Source organism: Solwaraspora sp. WMMD1047, assembly GCF_029626155.1.
Lineage (GTDB): Bacteria > Actinomycetota > Actinomycetes > Mycobacteriales > Micromonosporaceae > WMMD1047.
The window spans coordinates 6260469-6274398 of record NZ_JARUBL010000001.1 but is presented as its reverse complement, the minus strand read 5'-3'; the positions used below and the strand labels follow the sequence as shown (position 1 = coordinate 6274398).

Sequence of the window (13930 nt, the reverse complement as noted above, 5' to 3'; positions counted from 1 at the left end):
CATGATCGACCCGTGGTCGCCGCGCTCATTCGCTGAACAGTTGGCCGACGCGCGTTGACGGTCAGCGTTTGCGGGCCGGAAGCAGCCTGTTCAGGTCGAGCTTGATCGCGAACGGTGTAGGACTGCGCAGCTCGTGGCGGTGGATCCCGGCGGGCGCATACAACCGGGTGGGGCCGTCGAGTTCATAGGTGTGGACGACCGGCAGCCCGTCCTCTTCCTCGACGCGCCAGTAGTTCGCGATTCCGGCCTCAGCGTACTTGCGTAGCTTGACTGCCCGATCGCGGTGCGCCGACTCCGGCGAGACCACTTCGACAACCATGAGCACCTGGTCGGGCGTGTAGTAGGTGCGGTCCGGAGCGTAGGGCGCCGTGGTGACAAGAAGGTCTGGCTCGGGACGATTTCGATTGTCCAGTCGGATCGTCATCTCCCGCTCGACTTCAATGCCTGCCGGCGCCTGTTCCGAGAGGGAGAGCACCAGTGCGGTGACGAGCCGGGCATGCCAGGCCCGCTGGGGGGACATCATGAAGACGAGGGCTCCATCGATCAACTCGGTGTGACGCGGCGCTTCGGGAAGGTGGTCGAGGTCGTCGGCGAACCACCCCTCAACGCGGGGCGGGTGCATCCACTCGGGCACCGCGGTCATGTTGTCACCGTAGCATTGAGTAAACGTTGGCCTGGACCATCGCGCTGCCGGGGAAGCGAAGATCAAATGATGAAAACGGCTGTGGTGGAGGGCTATGGCGGCCCTTTTCATCATTTGATCTTGGAGATCTGCGCTCAGGTGGTGGCGAGGCGGTCGGCCAGGTCGGCGGCGAAGGCGTGGACCTGTTCGTCGGAGCTGTCCTGTAGCGGGTAGACCACGACGCCTACCACCAGGTTGCTCACCCGGAAGAAGACGTCCCGGTTGCGGACGTACGCCTCCTCGCCGATGCCCGGCAGCGGCTGGAAGCTGGTCCCGAGGTCCTTGAGTAGGCGGCTGGCCGCATCCGGCGCGTCCTCGCGCCGCGGCGTCGCGACGTACAACTGGATGTTGATCTTCGGGTGTGGGATGTAGTCCGGGTGGTCCGGCGGATACAACAACTCGCAGTTGTTGGCCCCGGTCTGCTTGGCGTCGTAGTCCGTCCCGAGCAGCGGCAGGCTGGCCTCCACGGTCGCGCAGGCCGGCGGCTCGGCGGCGAACCGGCCGTCCTCGTGGAAGCCCCCGGCCAGATAGGTGACCGCCACCGCCGTCAGCAGGACGAACAGCAGCGCGGCCGCGATCAGGATCGGCATCCGGCGCCGCCGACGGCGGGCCGGGGTCGACCCGCTGACCTCGGCAGGTAGGTCGGAGACTCGCGCCTGACTCCGGGAATCCATGGCCGTGAACTATAGCCCGCCGGATGGCTCCCGGATCCCGGTGACTCGTCACGGATTGGCCATGGTGGTACTCACACTCCGTACGCAACAGATACCGGTTCCGGTCTGCGGCATGCGAGCATTGACACCGTTACGTGAGTGCGTGCGTCGGGGTGGTTGGGGGAGCATGCCCACAGGTCAGGTGCAGCGTGACCAGTTCGGAGATCTACTCAGGACCCTCCGGTTGGAGCGGAGGCTGACCCAGGAGGAGCTTGCCGAAGCGGCCGGCTCCAGCGTCCGCGGCATCCGGGAAATGGAACGGGGACGGGTACGCAGCCCGCAACGGCGCACCGTGGCACTGCTCGCCGACGCCCTGCGGTTGGTCGGGGCAGACCGCGACCGCTTCGTCGAACTGGCCCGGGTGGACCGGGACCGCTCCATAGAACCGGCCAGGGCGGACCGGGACCGCGCCGAGTCGACCAGCGGGGACCGGCAACCGAACGACCGGGCGGCTGTCGCCGTACCCGGGGAACTGCCGGCCGCCGTCCCGGACCTGGCGGGGCGGTCGGAGATCCTGGAACTGCTCGCCACGCTGGCCGCGAAGATCACGGCCGGGCGGACCGACACCGCCTCGGTGGTGGTGCTGCACGGCCCGCCCGGGATCGGCAAGACCAGCCTCGCCGTCACGGCCGGACAGCGGGTCAGCCCGGCCTTCACCGGCGGGCAGCTCTTCGTCGACCTGCAGGGTGCCGCGCCGGACGGACCCCTCGACCCGGCCGAGGCGCTGGCCGCGATGCTGCGGTCGCTCGGGGTCCCGGAGAACCGGATACCGGTGTCGCCGGCCGACCGGGGCGGCCTGTTCCGCACCCTGACCCGGGACCGGTCGCTGCTGGTGGTGCTGGACAACGCCGCCGACGAGGCCCAGATCCGCCCGCTGCTGCCGGCCGGGCGGGGCTGCCTGGCGCTCGTCACCAGCCGGCGCCCACTCGCCGGACTCGCCGGTACGGTCCGCCAACAGCTCGACCTGCTCACCCCGGCGGCCGGACGGCTGCTGCTGGCCGCGATCGTCGGGACCGACCGGGTCACCGCCGAACCGGCCGCCGCCGACCAGATCGTCAAGCTCTGCGGCCGGCTGCCGCTGGCCGTCCGGATCGCCGGCAACCGGCTCGCCAGCCGGCCACAGTGGTCGGTCCAGTGGCTGGCGGACCTGCTGCGCGACCAGCGTCGCCGGCTCACCGTGCTGACCGCCGGAGACCTGGGGGTGCGGGCCGCGTTCGAGGTGTCGTACCGGCAGTTGGAGCCGGTGGCCGCCGGGGTGTTCCGGCGGGCCTCGCTGATTCCCGGCACCGACTTCGAACCCGCGCTGGTCGCCGCCGTCGCCGGCACCGACACCGAGACCGCCGCGGCGGCTCTGGAGGAGCTGGTCGAGGCCGGCATCCTGCTCACCCTGGGGGACCGGTACCAGTTCCACGACCTGGTCCGGCTCTACGCCCAGGAACGCCTCGACGTCGAGGAACAACCGGCCTGCCGGGCGGTGGCGCACGACCAGATGGTCGGCTGGCTGCTGCGGCGTACCCGGCAGGCCGGGGCGATGTTCGAACCGGTCGCCTGCCGGGCCGACTGCCCGTTCGACGACGACCGGGCGGCGGCACACTGGCTGGACCGGGAATCGGCCAACTGGTTGGCGGCGCTTCGCGACGCGGCCCGACGCGGCCGGCACGCCGAGGTCGTCGCGGTCGCCCGCGCCCTGCACTGGTACTCCGACGCGAACACCCACCGGCACTCCTGGGACGAGATCTTCTCGCTGGGGGTGTCCGCCGCGCAGGCCGTCGGCAGCCCGCGCGACGAAGCCGTACTCCTGAATTTTCTGGGTTGGGCCCGGTATTTCTGCCGGGACCGCAACGCCGACGGGCTGGCCGCACTGGACCGGGCGCTGGAGCTGGCCCGGCGGATCGGGGACCGCCGGGAGGAGGCGTGGGCGCTCACCTACTCCGCCGCGATCCTCATCCGGACCGGCCGCGCCGGCTCCGCCATCGACCACTGCCGCCGGGCCGTGGGGCTCTTCCGCGAGATCGGGTACGCCCTCGGCGAGTACGGCGCGGTGAGCATGCAGGGCGGCGCGCTCGCCGCGCTCGGGCGGTTCGCCGAGGCGGCCGAACTGCACCGTGAGGTGTTGGCGTTCTACTGCCGAGGCAACGGCCTCAGCCGCACCGGCGCGGCGGTGGCCCAGGCCGGCGCGATGATGTCGCTCGGCGCCGCCCTGGCCGGGCTGGGCCGCTGGCGGGAAGCCGCCGACGAGTACACCCGCGCCCGGCTGATCTTCAACCGGTGCGGCGCGACGTTCAGCGAGGCAACCGCAACCCACCGGTACGGCCTCGCACTGCAGGCGTTGGGCGAGGCCGGCGCGGCGGCCGAGGCGCTGCGCGAGGCGCTGGCGTTGTTCTCCGCACTCTCCTGCCCGTGGTGGGAGGCGCAGACCCTGCACGGGCTCGCCGCGCTGGCCGGCGCGGATCCGGGCCGGGTGACCGACGCCCGGCTGCTGCTCCGGCAGGCGCTCGACCGGTGCGGCGAGCTGGACGCCCCGGAGGTCCGGACGCTGCGGGCCACCCTCTGGCGGGAACTCGCCGAGTCCTGACCGGACAGACCGGGCCCCGTCGCAGACGCGAGGGACCCGGTGCGGGTGGAGAGGGTCAGTTGCAGACGGTGCCGTTGAGGGTGAACGGTGCCGGCGAAGCCGGGGAGCCGTTCGCCGTGAAGCCGAAGCTGACGGCGCCGCCGGTCGGGATGGCGGCGTTGTAGTTCTCGTTGCCGACGGTCACCGCCGAGCCGGTCTGCTGGAATACCCCGTTCCAGTGGCCCTGGATGGTCTGACCGCCAGGGAAGGCCCAACCCAGCGACCAGCCGTTGATGGCCGGGCCGTCGTTGTAGACGGTGACACTTGCGGTGTAGCCGGTGCTCCACGAGTCGGTCACCACGAAGGAGACCCGGCAGGAGCTGGCGATCGCCGTCGCCGGCACGATGTCGCCGTAGTCGTCGCGGGCGGTGGCGAAGTCCTGGAACCCGAAGCCCGGGCCGAGTGAGCGGGTGGTGGTGCCGGCCGCGAGCACGGTGCCGTCGGCGTTGACGGCGTAGACCGGGCCGCCGCTGTCGCCGCCCCGGGCCGACTCATCGCCGTCGAGCTGGGTGGCCTCGACCAGGTCCTCGAAGTCGGTGTAGTGGTAGTCGACCCGCAGGTTGCAGATCGGGCCGCCGAGCACGCCGGCCGAGGTGTAGCCGGACTGGCACAGCAGCTGGCCGGGGTAGACCTCGGTCCAGCCGACCACCTGGGCGCGGACCTCGTCGTGCTGACCGCCGACGTAGATGTGGTCGCCGGGCGCCGACGTGCCGATGAGCATCGTGTCGTGGTCGTCGTTGCTGGCGACCGCGTACCCGACGAGCGTCCCGCTGTTGGTTGTCGAGTTCCAGCCGACGTGCCAGGGCGAGCCGACCGCCCCGCAGTGCTCGGCGGTGAGAACGTAGCCCGCGCCGGTGCTCAGGTTGCGGACGCCGAAGCCGGCGGTGCAGCCGGGAGTGGTGAAACCGATCCCCGACCCGCCGTCGAACGGCGCCGCGTCGTCGGCCCGCGACCGCTCGACCATCCGGTCGCTCTCGACGATCGTGGTACGCACAGCGGTGGCCGGCAGCTTCGGCAGCTTCGCGCCGGCGGTGTCGTCGACGGCGACCTCGATCCCGGCGCCGTCGGTGCGCAGCCGGACCGCGTGGCTGGCGTCCGCCGGGTCGGCGTCCACCAGCGGGCTGAGCTTGGCCGCCGCCCTGCGCAGCTCGGCGCGGGAGTAGGTCGCCTCGGCCACCTCGACGGGCGCGGTGCGCCGGGCGGCGTTCACGGCCGCGGCGATGTCGGCGGGCAGTGCACCCTTCCACCAGAGGGTGACGTGGTCATCGACCAGACCGATGCCGGCATAGCCGCGGACCGGCGCGCTGTCCACGGCGGTGCGGATGACGTTCGCCGCGTCGACCAAGGGGACCTGGGCGACCATCTGCTCCACGGTCGGCGCCGGGATGACGTCGAGGATGGACCCGGCAGCCTCCGGTTGCGCGGATTCCGCGTACGCCGGAGCGGGGCCGACGAACGCCATCGAGCCGACCAGGCCGCCCGCGACCATCGCACGGCTGATCACTTTCCAGAGTGGTGTCATGGCTATGAGTCAAGCGACGGCGGAGTTGCGGGGACAGGCAGGACGTCCGGCAGGAGTCATTCTGCCGGCGGTCCTGCCGGCCGGCGGCCTGCGTGGGTTAGGTTCGCCCGATGTCCGCTGTGGAGATGGCCGTTACCGGCATCGGCGTGGCGCTGTTGTCCGGCGCGTGCTTTCACCGGGGCACCGGCCTGCGGCCGGTGCCGCTGGCGACCTGGGCGGCACCGCTTCCCCTGCTGGTGTACGCCCCCAGAGCATCGTGGCAGCTGGCGGTCGGAGTGGCGGCGGTCGCGTGGCTGGTCGGCCAGCTCGGCCTCTGGTCGTACTTCACCAAGGACCTGCGCGTTCCGCGCCCACTGGTCGCCGCCCACATCTCGGGTGGGGCGCTGCTGGTCGCCGCCGTCGTCGGCCTGACCCGGGTCCACCTGGTCGACGGCCAGTTGCTGGCGGCAGCGTGGGCGCTGCCGCTGGCCTGGGCGGCGATGGAGTTCCTGGTGTCGGTGAAGTCGCCGCACGGCGCCTGGTGGAGCATCGCCTACTCGCAGGCCGACCGGCCGGGGGTGGTCGGTGTCGCCGCGTTGACCGGAGTGTGGGGCGTGTCCGCGCTTGTCGTAACGCCGGCCGCGGCGGTGGCCGCCGCCATCGCACCGGTCGGCACGTTCGGTCAACGGCTCGCCGCGCTACTGGTCGGGACGATTCTGCCGTTGGTGGCGTACGGGTACGGGCGGACGCGACGAGCCCGCGTCGGTGCCGGTGCTCCGGTGCGGGTCGGGCTGGCGGTCGTCCCGCAGGCCGGGCTGCCGGTGCCGATCGAGTCGGCCGAGGGCGCGGCACTGCTCACCGGCTACGTCGGGCTGGTGCGCCGGCTGGCCGGTCGGGGCGTGCAGGCTGTCGTCCTGCCCGAGGCGGTCTTCGTCATCGCGGAGTCCGGGTTCACCGACGGGCTCCGGCCGCTCGGTGCGGTGGCGGCGGAACTTGGCGTACCGGTGGTGGTCGGGGCGGTCCGGCACGGTGGCCCGGACGGTTCGGCGAACGTCGCCGCGGTCCTGCGGGACGCGGGAGGTCCGCCCGAGTGCTACGCGAAGCGGCATCTGCTGCCGGGCCTGGAGGCGGCGTACCGGCCGGGGCGCAAATCGCTGTTCGTGTCGGTCGGTGCCGCCCGGGCCGGCGTCGCCGTCTGCAAGGACCTCGACTTCGCTCCGCTGGTCCGGTCGTACCGGCGGGGCGGGGCGGGGCTACTGCTTGCGCCGGCCTGGGATTTCGAGAGAGACGATTGGCTGCACAGCCGGATGGCCGTGCTGCGCGGCGTCGAGTCGGGCATCCCGGTGGCCCGCGCGGCGCGCGGTGGTCGGGCCACCGTCAGCGACGCCTTCGGCCGGATCGTCGCGGAGGTCTCCACCGTGCCGGCCGATGCCGATGCCGGAGAGGGTGTCGCCATCGACGCGGCGGTGACACCGGCCGCCGGCCAGACCAACTACGCGCGATTCGGCGACTGGTTCGCCTGGTCCTGCCTGGTCGCGACAATCCTGCTGGCCGTCCCGATAGACAGAATCACAACCTGAGGTACGCCGGAGTCCGCCTGCCGTCTGGTTGCCGAACGAGCTCAGGTCAGATGCGCCGCACCACCGGGTCCAGAACCTCGACCAGAAGCTTCGTGTCGGCGGTCAACAGATTAGCCCGGCAGGCCCGGATGTTGTCCTCCTGGCTGAGCTCTGACCAGTCGAGATGGAATCCGGCTGCGGCGGCGAGCTGTCGGAGGAACGCGCGCAGGGTCCTGCCGTTCCCCTCGCGAAACGGGTGTCTGGCGTTCAGCTCCCCGTAGTAGTAGGCGAGCGACTGGACGAAGGCGGATCGGTTATATCCGATAAGCCGGCCGTCGTTGGCGAGCCCGGTCAGGACGGCGCTCGCCTCGTCGTCGACAAAGCGCCAGTGGCAGAGCGGGATCCTGGCTTGGAAATGTCCACCCGCCGGGTCTCACCTGCCCAGTCGTAGACATCCCCGAACAGGGCGCCGTGGAAGGACTTGAGGTGTTGCAGGTTGTAGTCGCCTGGGATGGTCTCTCGCGAGACCTCCACCTCACGGACGCTGACGATCCTCGCTTCGAGGGCGGCAAGCCGCTCCGGCTCGCGGATACCTAGCTTGTTGCGCAGGCAGTCGGTGCCCGGCCAGGAGTAGGGGTCAGACACCGTTGGAGCGAGCGATTTCGTCGGCGATCAACTGGTCGGCGCTGATGACGCCCGAGGCGACGTCTCTGAGGCGGTCCTGCCACTCGACGTCCAGATCGACGCCTTCCAGGGCTGCGCTAGCCGTGGCCAGTGTGACAGCCGACTCCGCGCCGACACGCTGGCGGGAGTAGTACGTGGCCATGATGTCCCGGCGGATCTCGTTGGTCGAGTTGGCGCTGTCCGGCAGGTCGGCGCGGGCCGCACGCCACGGCAACTCATGGTGCGTCATGTCGGAGAGTTCGGTGGCGGAGTAGGCGCCGTACTTCGTGGCCACCCATTCGACGGTCGCTCGGGCCTCGTCGTTGAGTCGGGACGCCTGGCCGTTCGGCCATGCGGCGATCTTGTACTGCTGGCGATGCAGACGGTACAGCGCGGGCACGACGGGTCCCTCCCGCCACGCTTGGATCTGTTCGTCGTAGAGGACATGCTCAAATTTGACGAGATGCCAACACTGGCAGTAGTACACGAGCTTCTCCAGCTTCATCGCCGTCATCTCGCCCAGCCGATCGATCAGCGCGGCGGCGACATCGTGCACCGAAACCATCTGGCACCCCCTCTCCAGTCACTCTAGATCCGCATCGTCGACCTGCCGTGCGGTTGCCCCTGGCGTGACGTGGCGGTTTGCTGCCCATCCTAGCGGATCCGGAAGAAGCAATCGAACTTATGTTCGATTGCTGACTTCGGTGGCGTTCACGAGATGTAGTGGAGGATGACGTTATGTACGTGGTGGCTCTTCTGGTCGCCGCGGAACTCGACCTCGTAGGTGTGGGTGCCGACGTGGATGGCGATGGCGCCGGTGGAGAAGAACGAGCCGCCCCACGACTTGTTGCTGACCACGCTCACGCTGGTGATCTTCGAGTACGGGATGCTGGTGATGGCGAACTTCTTGCCGACGAACGACTTGTCCTGGATGATCACCCGGCGGTTGGTGAGGCCGATGAAGCCGGTGCCGGTGCCGATCGCGTCGTAGACCGCGATCACCTGCTCGCCGTCGAGCAGACCGCTCTGGATCTGCTGGTACTGCTCCCGCCGGTCGTACGTGACGTTGTTGGCCATGATCCCGAGGGTAGAGAGTGCCCGCTACCGGCGCCCGGTCACTGGGCGCCGGTGACCGCGCGGTACGCGTCCTCGATCCGGGCGGCAAGGGTGACCTCGCGCTCCGTGATCCCGGTGCCGTCCCGACAGCCGACCCGGACCTGGGTGTGCCCGTCAAGGCGGCGGATCTCGGGTCGCAGATGCAACGCATCAGCGACGACCTTGATACGTTCCGTGAGTGCGGCGTGCTGGGAGTCGTCCAGGGTGAGCGTGCGCTTTATCTGGGGCCCCTCGCGGGTCCAGCCAGACAGTAGGGTGAGTGCATCGCTCAGGTAGTCGCGCTCTGCTCGGCTGCGCCAGAGAGCACGCATCGGCACACCTCCCAGGCGTCGTTGCCGGCTTGTGGCCAAATCGTCGCCGTCCCGTGTCTTAGTTGGTGCCCCTAGTCTGTCGCTGGATGGCTGGTGTGTCCACGTCCACATTTCCGTCTTCTGGTGTACGACGGGACGGCTCAGGCACCCGAATTACCGATTGATCTGGCACCCTGGACGCCCGTGCAGACCGAACGGGCAGATCGGAGCCGCGAGATCAAGATTATCGTGGGCGCGGCCATCGTGATGGCCGGTCGGGTGTTGGCCTGCGCCCGATCCGCCCCGCCCGAGCTCGCCGGCCGGTGGGAGTTTCCCGGCGGCAAGGTCGAGCCCGGCGAGAGCGAGGTGGCGGCGCTGGTTCGCGAGTGCGCCGAGGAGCTGGGCGTCCGGGTGGAGATCGGCGACCGGATCGGCCGGAATGTCCGGATGGCGCATGGGCGTTCCGTACTGAAGATCTACCTGGCCCGACTGGTCGGCCACGACGAGCCGCGGGCGCTGGAGCACTCCGAGCTTCGCTGGTTGGCGGCCGACGAGCTGGACAGCGTGGAGTGGCTGCCGGCCGACGCCCCGATCGTGGCGGCCCTGCGGCCGCTGCTGGCCGCCGCTACGGCGACGGGGGCGCCACCGGAACGCCGGTGACACCCCCGCCGCCTGGGCCTCAGTGCTTGTCGCGTTCCGGGTCGGGCTGGTCCTGCTTCGGGTGGGCGTAGTTCAGCTCGTCCGGCGGCAGCGGGAAGGTCACGTCGTCGCCGAACGGTGACGGCGCGGCCGGGCGGTCGAAGGTGAGCTCGCTGAGCGGCAGCTTGCCGCGCTCGTCCACCGGTGCACCCTGGGGCTGCGGCACCTGCCGGTGCCAGTTGACACCCCGCTCGGCCTCCGCCTCGGCGGCCGGGTCGCCGGAGCCACCGGCGTGCGAGTGCACCACGCCCAGGGTCGGGTCGGGGGCGGCCTGGTCACCCTGGCCGCGCCGGAAAATCTTGCTACCGAGCCACACCAGGGGATCGTACCGCCGGTCGACGACGCGTTCCTTCATCGGGATGATCGCGTTGTCGGTGATCTTGATGTGCTCGGGGCAGACCTCGGTGCAGCACTTGGTGATGTTGCAGAAGCCGAGGCCCTGCGACGCCTGCGCGTACTCCTTGCGGTCGGTCCTGTCGTCGAGCGGGTGCATGTCCAGCTCGGCGGCGCGGATGAAGTAGCGCGGGCCGGAGAACGCCTTCTTGTTGTCCTCGTGGTCGCGGACCACGTGGCAGACGTTCTGGCACAGGAAGCACTCGATGCACTTGCGGAACTCCTGGGACCGCTCCACGTCCACCTGCTGCATCCGGTACTCGCCCGGGGCGAGGTCCGGCGGCGGCGCGAAGGCCGGCGTCTCCCGGGCCTTTTCGTAGTTGAACGAGACGTCCGTGACCAGGTCCCGGATGATCGGGAACGTCCGCAGCGGGGTGACGCTGACGGTCTCGTCCTCCTCGAAGGTCGACATCCGGGTCATGCAGCTCAGCCGCGGCTTGCCGTTGATCTCCATCGAGCAGGAGCCGCACTTGCCGGCCTTGCAGTTCCACCGGCAGGCCAGGTCGGGGGCCTCGGTGGCCTGCAGCCGGTGCAGCACGTCGAGGACCACCTCGCCCTCGTTCACCTCGATCTGGTAATCCTGCAGGTCGCCGCCGTCGGCGTCGCCCCGCCAGACCTTGAAGTGGCGGGTCGAGCCGGCCTTGCCGGCCTCGCCGGGCGAGTTCTGCCTGCCCATTACCTCTCCGTCCTTTCAGCGTCGCCGGCGAGGGCGTCGAAGTCCGCCATCTCCTCGTCGGTCAGGTACTTGCCCAGCTCGGCGCGGTCGAAGAGCTGGATCAGCTCGCCGCGCATCTTCGGCACCGGCTTGTGCTCCAGCCGCACCTTGTCGCCGTCCAGCGAGCAGACCAGGTTCACCGTGCGCCACTGGGGCGCCATGGTCGGGAAGTCCTCGCGGGTGTGCCCGCCGCGGGACTCCTCCCGCTCCAGCGCCGCCTTCGCGGTGCACTCCGAGACGACGAGCATGTTGCGCAGGTCCAGCGCCAGATGCCAGCCCGGGTTGTAGCGCCGGCCGCCGGCCGCGCTCACCTTCGCCACCCGCTCCCGCAGCTCCGCCAGCCGGACCAGCGACTCCTCCAGCTCACCCTTGCGGCGGATGATGCCGACCAGGTCGCCCATCACCGCCTGCAGGTCCTGCTGCAGGGTGTACGGGTTCTCGCCGGTGTCCCGGGACAGCGGGGCCAGCGCCTCCTCGACCGCCTCCTGCACCGCCACCGTGGCGACCTTCGGCCGGGCCGGCAGCGCGTCGACGTACTCGGCCGCGTGCTGGCCGGCCCGCTTGCCGAAGACCAGCAGGTCCGACAGGGAGTTGCCGCCCAGCCGGTTCGAGCCGTGCATGCCGCCGGAGACCTCACCGGCCGCGAAGAGCCCGCGGACGTGACCGACCGCCGCGCCGCTGTCCGGGTCGACCTCGACGCCGCCCATCACGTAGTGGCAGGTCGGACCGACCTCCATCGGCTGCTTCGTGATGTCGACGTCGGCCAGCTCCTTGAACTGGTGGTACATCGACGGCAGCCGCTTACGGATCTCCTCGGCCGGCAGCCGGCTCGCGATGTCCAGGAAGACCCCGCCGGCCGGCGTACCGCGACCGGCCTTGACCTCGCTGTTGATCGCGCGCGCGACCTCGTCGCGGGGCAGCAGCTCCGGCGGGCGCCGGTTGTTGTCCGGGTCGGTGTACCAGCGGTCCGCCTCCTCCTCGGTCTCGGCGTACTGCTTGCGGAACACGTCCGGGACGTAGTCGAACATGAACCGCTTGCCGTCGGAGTTCTTCAGCACCCCGCCGTCACCGCGGACCGACTCGGTGACCAGGATGCCCTTCACCGACGGCGGCCAGACCATCCCGGTCGGGTGGAACTGCAGGAACTCCATGTTGATCAGGTTGGCGCCCGACCGCAGCGCCAGCGCGTGCCCGTCGCCGGTGTACTCCCAGGAGTTCGAGGTCACCTTGTACGACTTGCCGACCCCGCCGGTGGCCAGCACCACGGCCGGCGCCTCGAAGAGCACGAACCCGCCGGACTCCCGGTAGTAGCCGAACGCCCCGGCGACCCGGTCGCCGTCTTCGAGCAGCTCGGTGATGGTGGTCTCGGCGAAGACCTTGATCCGGGCCTCGAAGTCGCCGTACTCCCGCTTGTCCTCCTGCTGCAGCGAGACGATCTTCTGCTGCAGGGTCCGGATCAGCTCCAGGCCGGTCCGGTCGCCGACGTGCGCCAGCCGGGGGTACTCGTGGCCGCCGAAGTTGCGCTGCGAGATCTTCCCGTCCTTGGTGCGGTCGAAGAGCGCCCCGTAGGTCTCCAGCTCCCAGATCCGCTGCGGCGACTCCTTGGCGTGCAGCTCGGCCATCCGGAAGTTGTTCAGGAACTTGCCGCCGCGCATGGTGTCGCGGAAGTGCACCATCCAGCTGTCGCGGCTGTTCACGTTCCCCATCGCGGCCGCCGCGCCGCCCTCGGCCATCACCGTGTGCGCCTTGCCGAACAGCGACTTGGAGATGATCGCGGTCCGCTTGCCGGCCAGCCGGGCCTCGATCGCCGCCCGCAGCCCCGCGCCGCCGGCCCCGATGACCACGACGTCGTAGTGGTGTCGTTCGATTCGCTCAGTCATGTCAGGCCCTCAGTTGATGAACCGCAGGTCGCCGAACCAGCCGGCCGACAGCGCCATGATGTAGAAGTCGGTGAACGCCAGGGTGCCCAGCGTGATCCAGGCGAGCTGCATGTGCCGGCCGTTGAGCGCCGAGACGAACCCCCAGGCCCGGTACCGGACCGGGTGCTTGGAGAAGTGCTTGAGCCGGCCGCCGACGATGTGCCGGCAGGAGTGGCAGGAGATCGTGTACGCCCAGAGCGCCACCACGTTGCCGAGCAGGATCAGGTTGCCCAGCCCGAGGCCGAAGCCGTTCTCCCCGTTGAAGGCCAGGATGGCGTCCCAGGAGTTGATCAGCGAGATGACGACCGCGGCGTAGAAGGTGTAGCGGTGGGCGTTCTGGAACAGCAGCGGGAAGCGGGTCTCGCCGGAGTAGCTCTGGTGGCCGTCCGGAACCGCGCAGGCCGGCGGCGACAGCCAGAACGACCGGTAGTACGCCTTCCGGTAGTAGTAGCAGGTCAGCCGGAACAGCAGCAGGAACGGCAGGGTCAGGGCGGCGTCCGGGATGATCCACCAGCCCGGCAGGATACGGCCGAAGTGGGCCGCCTCCGGAATACACGCCTGGGTGACGCACGGCGAATAGAACGGGGTCAGGTAGTGGTACTCCTGCACCCAGTAGAAGTCGTGCATGAAGACCCGGACGGTGGCGTAGGTGACCCACGCGCCGAGACCGATGACCGTGATCACCGGAGCGAACCACCAGCGATCCGTACGCAACGTCTTGGCCGCGATCGCGGCGCGCTCCCGCGCACCGCCCGCCGGTCTTGGGGCCGTGGTAGTGGCCGACCTCGTTGTCATGAACCTATGTCTCCCTGACGGGGCCCGGTCTGGCTGACGGGCGCGAATGGTGTTCCGGCCGAGCGCGCGGGGGCAGGAGAGGACCGCCGCGCCAGCGGTACCTGCCGAACCCGCGCCCGGGGGTGCCCGGCGCAGTTCGGTGCACACGTTACGCCGCGCGTACTCCGCCACATGCGCAAGGGAGTCTCGCGTGTGTCCCGCCGGTTACGAAAGTCCTGCCGGCGGATCTGCCGGCGGATGTGCACAACTTCACTGGCCGGCGGCCTGTTTG

The 13930-nt window shown here is 70.1% G+C and carries 13 protein-coding genes; 3 read left to right on the top strand and 10 right to left on the bottom strand.

Going from position 1 to position 13930, the window contains the following annotated elements:
- Positions 1-61 precede the first annotated feature (61 nt).
- Together O7627_RS28695 and O7627_RS28690 are read right to left on the bottom strand one after the other, a co-directional pair.
- Positions 62-643: a Uma2 family endonuclease gene (locus O7627_RS28695; protein WP_278096574.1), complete on the bottom strand. Its 582-nt coding sequence runs from the start codon at positions 641-643 to the stop codon at positions 62-64.
- A gap of 134 nt (positions 644-777) precedes the next feature.
- Positions 778-1356: a hypothetical protein gene (locus O7627_RS28690; RefSeq protein WP_278096573.1), complete on the bottom strand. Its 579-nt coding sequence runs from the start codon at positions 1354-1356 to the stop codon at positions 778-780.
- Here O7627_RS28690 and O7627_RS28685 point away from each other — a divergent pair.
- Complete coding sequence (locus tag O7627_RS28685) at positions 1355-3970, top strand: helix-turn-helix domain-containing protein (RefSeq protein ID WP_347404684.1); 2616 nt, start codon at positions 1355-1357, stop codon at positions 3968-3970. The two genes, O7627_RS28690 and O7627_RS28685, sit on opposite strands and share 2 nt — an antisense overlap.
- Before the next feature lie 55 nt (positions 3971-4025).
- On the opposite strand, the gene O7627_RS28680 is transcribed toward O7627_RS28685, so the two are convergent.
- On the bottom strand, positions 4026-5531 hold the full coding sequence (locus tag O7627_RS28680; protein ID WP_278096571.1) for a cellulose binding domain-containing protein: 1506 nt from the start codon (positions 5529-5531) through the stop codon (positions 4026-4028).
- Positions 5532-5641: 110 nt separating this feature from the next.
- Between O7627_RS28680 and O7627_RS28675 the strand changes: the two genes are divergently transcribed.
- Positions 5642-7090 carry a nitrilase-related carbon-nitrogen hydrolase gene (locus tag O7627_RS28675; RefSeq protein ID WP_278096570.1) on the top strand — a complete coding sequence of 483 codons (1449 nt, stop codon included), beginning with the start codon at positions 5642-5644 and terminating at the stop codon, positions 7088-7090.
- Between the two features lie 330 nt (positions 7091-7420).
- Here O7627_RS28675 and O7627_RS28670 read toward each other — a convergent pair whose 3' ends face one another.
- From O7627_RS28670 to O7627_RS28655, 4 genes are all read right to left on the bottom strand, one after another.
- Positions 7421-7714, bottom strand: a complete 294-nt coding sequence (locus O7627_RS28670) for a hypothetical protein (RefSeq protein ID WP_278096569.1) — start codon at positions 7712-7714, stop codon at positions 7421-7423.
- A complete protein-coding gene (locus O7627_RS28665; protein ID WP_278096568.1) occupies positions 7707-8297 on the bottom strand; it encodes a type II toxin-antitoxin system antitoxin SocA domain-containing protein in 591 nt (196 codons plus the stop codon). Before O7627_RS28665 ends, O7627_RS28670 begins: the two co-directional genes overlap by 8 nt.
- 146 nt (positions 8298-8443) lie before the next feature.
- Positions 8444-8809 carry a PH domain-containing protein gene (locus tag O7627_RS28660; protein WP_278096567.1) on the bottom strand — a complete coding sequence of 122 codons (366 nt, stop codon included), beginning with the start codon at positions 8807-8809 and terminating at the stop codon, positions 8444-8446.
- A 38-nt stretch (positions 8810-8847) separates the two neighbouring features.
- The gene (locus tag O7627_RS28655) at positions 8848-9159 is read right to left on the bottom strand and encodes a 4a-hydroxytetrahydrobiopterin dehydratase (RefSeq protein ID WP_278096566.1); all 312 of its coding nucleotides are present in this window, start codon (positions 9157-9159) and stop codon (positions 8848-8850) included.
- A 183-nt stretch (positions 9160-9342) separates the two neighbouring features.
- Between O7627_RS28655 and O7627_RS28650 the strand changes: the two genes are divergently transcribed.
- A complete protein-coding gene (locus tag O7627_RS28650) occupies positions 9343-9798 on the top strand; it encodes a (deoxy)nucleoside triphosphate pyrophosphohydrolase (protein WP_347404683.1) in 456 nt (151 codons plus the stop codon).
- Positions 9799-9817: 19 nt separating this feature from the next.
- Here the strand turns inward: O7627_RS28650 and O7627_RS28645 are convergent, their stop codons facing one another.
- The 3 genes from O7627_RS28645 to O7627_RS28635 are packed head-to-tail and all read right to left on the bottom strand — an operon-like array spanning position 9818 to position 13659.
- Positions 9818-10906 (bottom strand): succinate dehydrogenase/fumarate reductase iron-sulfur subunit, encoded by a 1089-nt coding sequence (locus tag O7627_RS28645; protein WP_278096565.1) that lies wholly within the window; start codon positions 10904-10906, stop codon positions 9818-9820.
- A complete protein-coding gene (locus O7627_RS28640; RefSeq protein ID WP_278096564.1) occupies positions 10906-12825 on the bottom strand; it encodes a fumarate reductase/succinate dehydrogenase flavoprotein subunit in 1920 nt (639 codons plus the stop codon). The genes O7627_RS28645 and O7627_RS28640 overlap by 1 nt, the downstream gene beginning before the upstream one ends.
- 9 nt (positions 12826-12834) lie before the next feature.
- On the bottom strand, positions 12835-13659 hold the full coding sequence (locus O7627_RS28635; protein WP_278096563.1) for a hypothetical protein: 825 nt from the start codon (positions 13657-13659) through the stop codon (positions 12835-12837).
- Positions 13660-13930 lie beyond the last annotated feature (271 nt).

What these genes read in the sequence shown, in the direction of transcription:
- O7627_RS28640 (WP_278096564.1), bottom strand. Translation starts at nt 12,825, where the DNA reads ATGACTGAGCGAATCGAACGACACCACTACGACGTCGTGGTCATCGGG.
- O7627_RS28695 (WP_278096574.1), bottom strand. Translation starts at nt 643, where the DNA reads ATGACCGCGGTGCCCGAGTGGATGCACCCGCCCCGCGTTGAGGGGTGG.
- O7627_RS28690 (WP_278096573.1), bottom strand. Translation starts at nt 1,356, where the DNA reads ATGGATTCCCGGAGTCAGGCGCGAGTCTCCGACCTACCTGCCGAGGTC.
- O7627_RS28645 (WP_278096565.1), bottom strand. Translation starts at nt 10,906, where the DNA reads ATGGGCAGGCAGAACTCGCCCGGCGAGGCCGGCAAGGCCGGCTCGACC.
- O7627_RS28635 (WP_278096563.1), bottom strand. Translation starts at nt 13,659, where the DNA reads ATGACAACGAGGTCGGCCACTACCACGGCCCCAAGACCGGCGGGCGGT.
- O7627_RS28655 (WP_278096566.1), bottom strand. Translation starts at nt 9,159, where the DNA reads ATGCGTGCTCTCTGGCGCAGCCGAGCAGAGCGCGACTACCTGAGCGAT.
- O7627_RS28660 (WP_278096567.1), bottom strand. Translation starts at nt 8,809, where the DNA reads ATGGCCAACAACGTCACGTACGACCGGCGGGAGCAGTACCAGCAGATC.
- O7627_RS28680 (WP_278096571.1), bottom strand. Translation starts at nt 5,531, where the DNA reads ATGACACCACTCTGGAAAGTGATCAGCCGTGCGATGGTCGCGGGCGGC.
- O7627_RS28665 (WP_278096568.1), bottom strand. Translation starts at nt 8,297, where the DNA reads ATGGTTTCGGTGCACGATGTCGCCGCCGCGCTGATCGATCGGCTGGGC.
- O7627_RS28675 (WP_278096570.1), top strand. Translation starts at nt 5,642, where the DNA reads ATGTCCGCTGTGGAGATGGCCGTTACCGGCATCGGCGTGGCGCTGTTG.
- O7627_RS28685 (WP_347404684.1), top strand. Translation starts at nt 1,355, where the DNA reads ATGGCCGTGAACTATAGCCCGCCGGATGGCTCCCGGATCCCGGTGACT.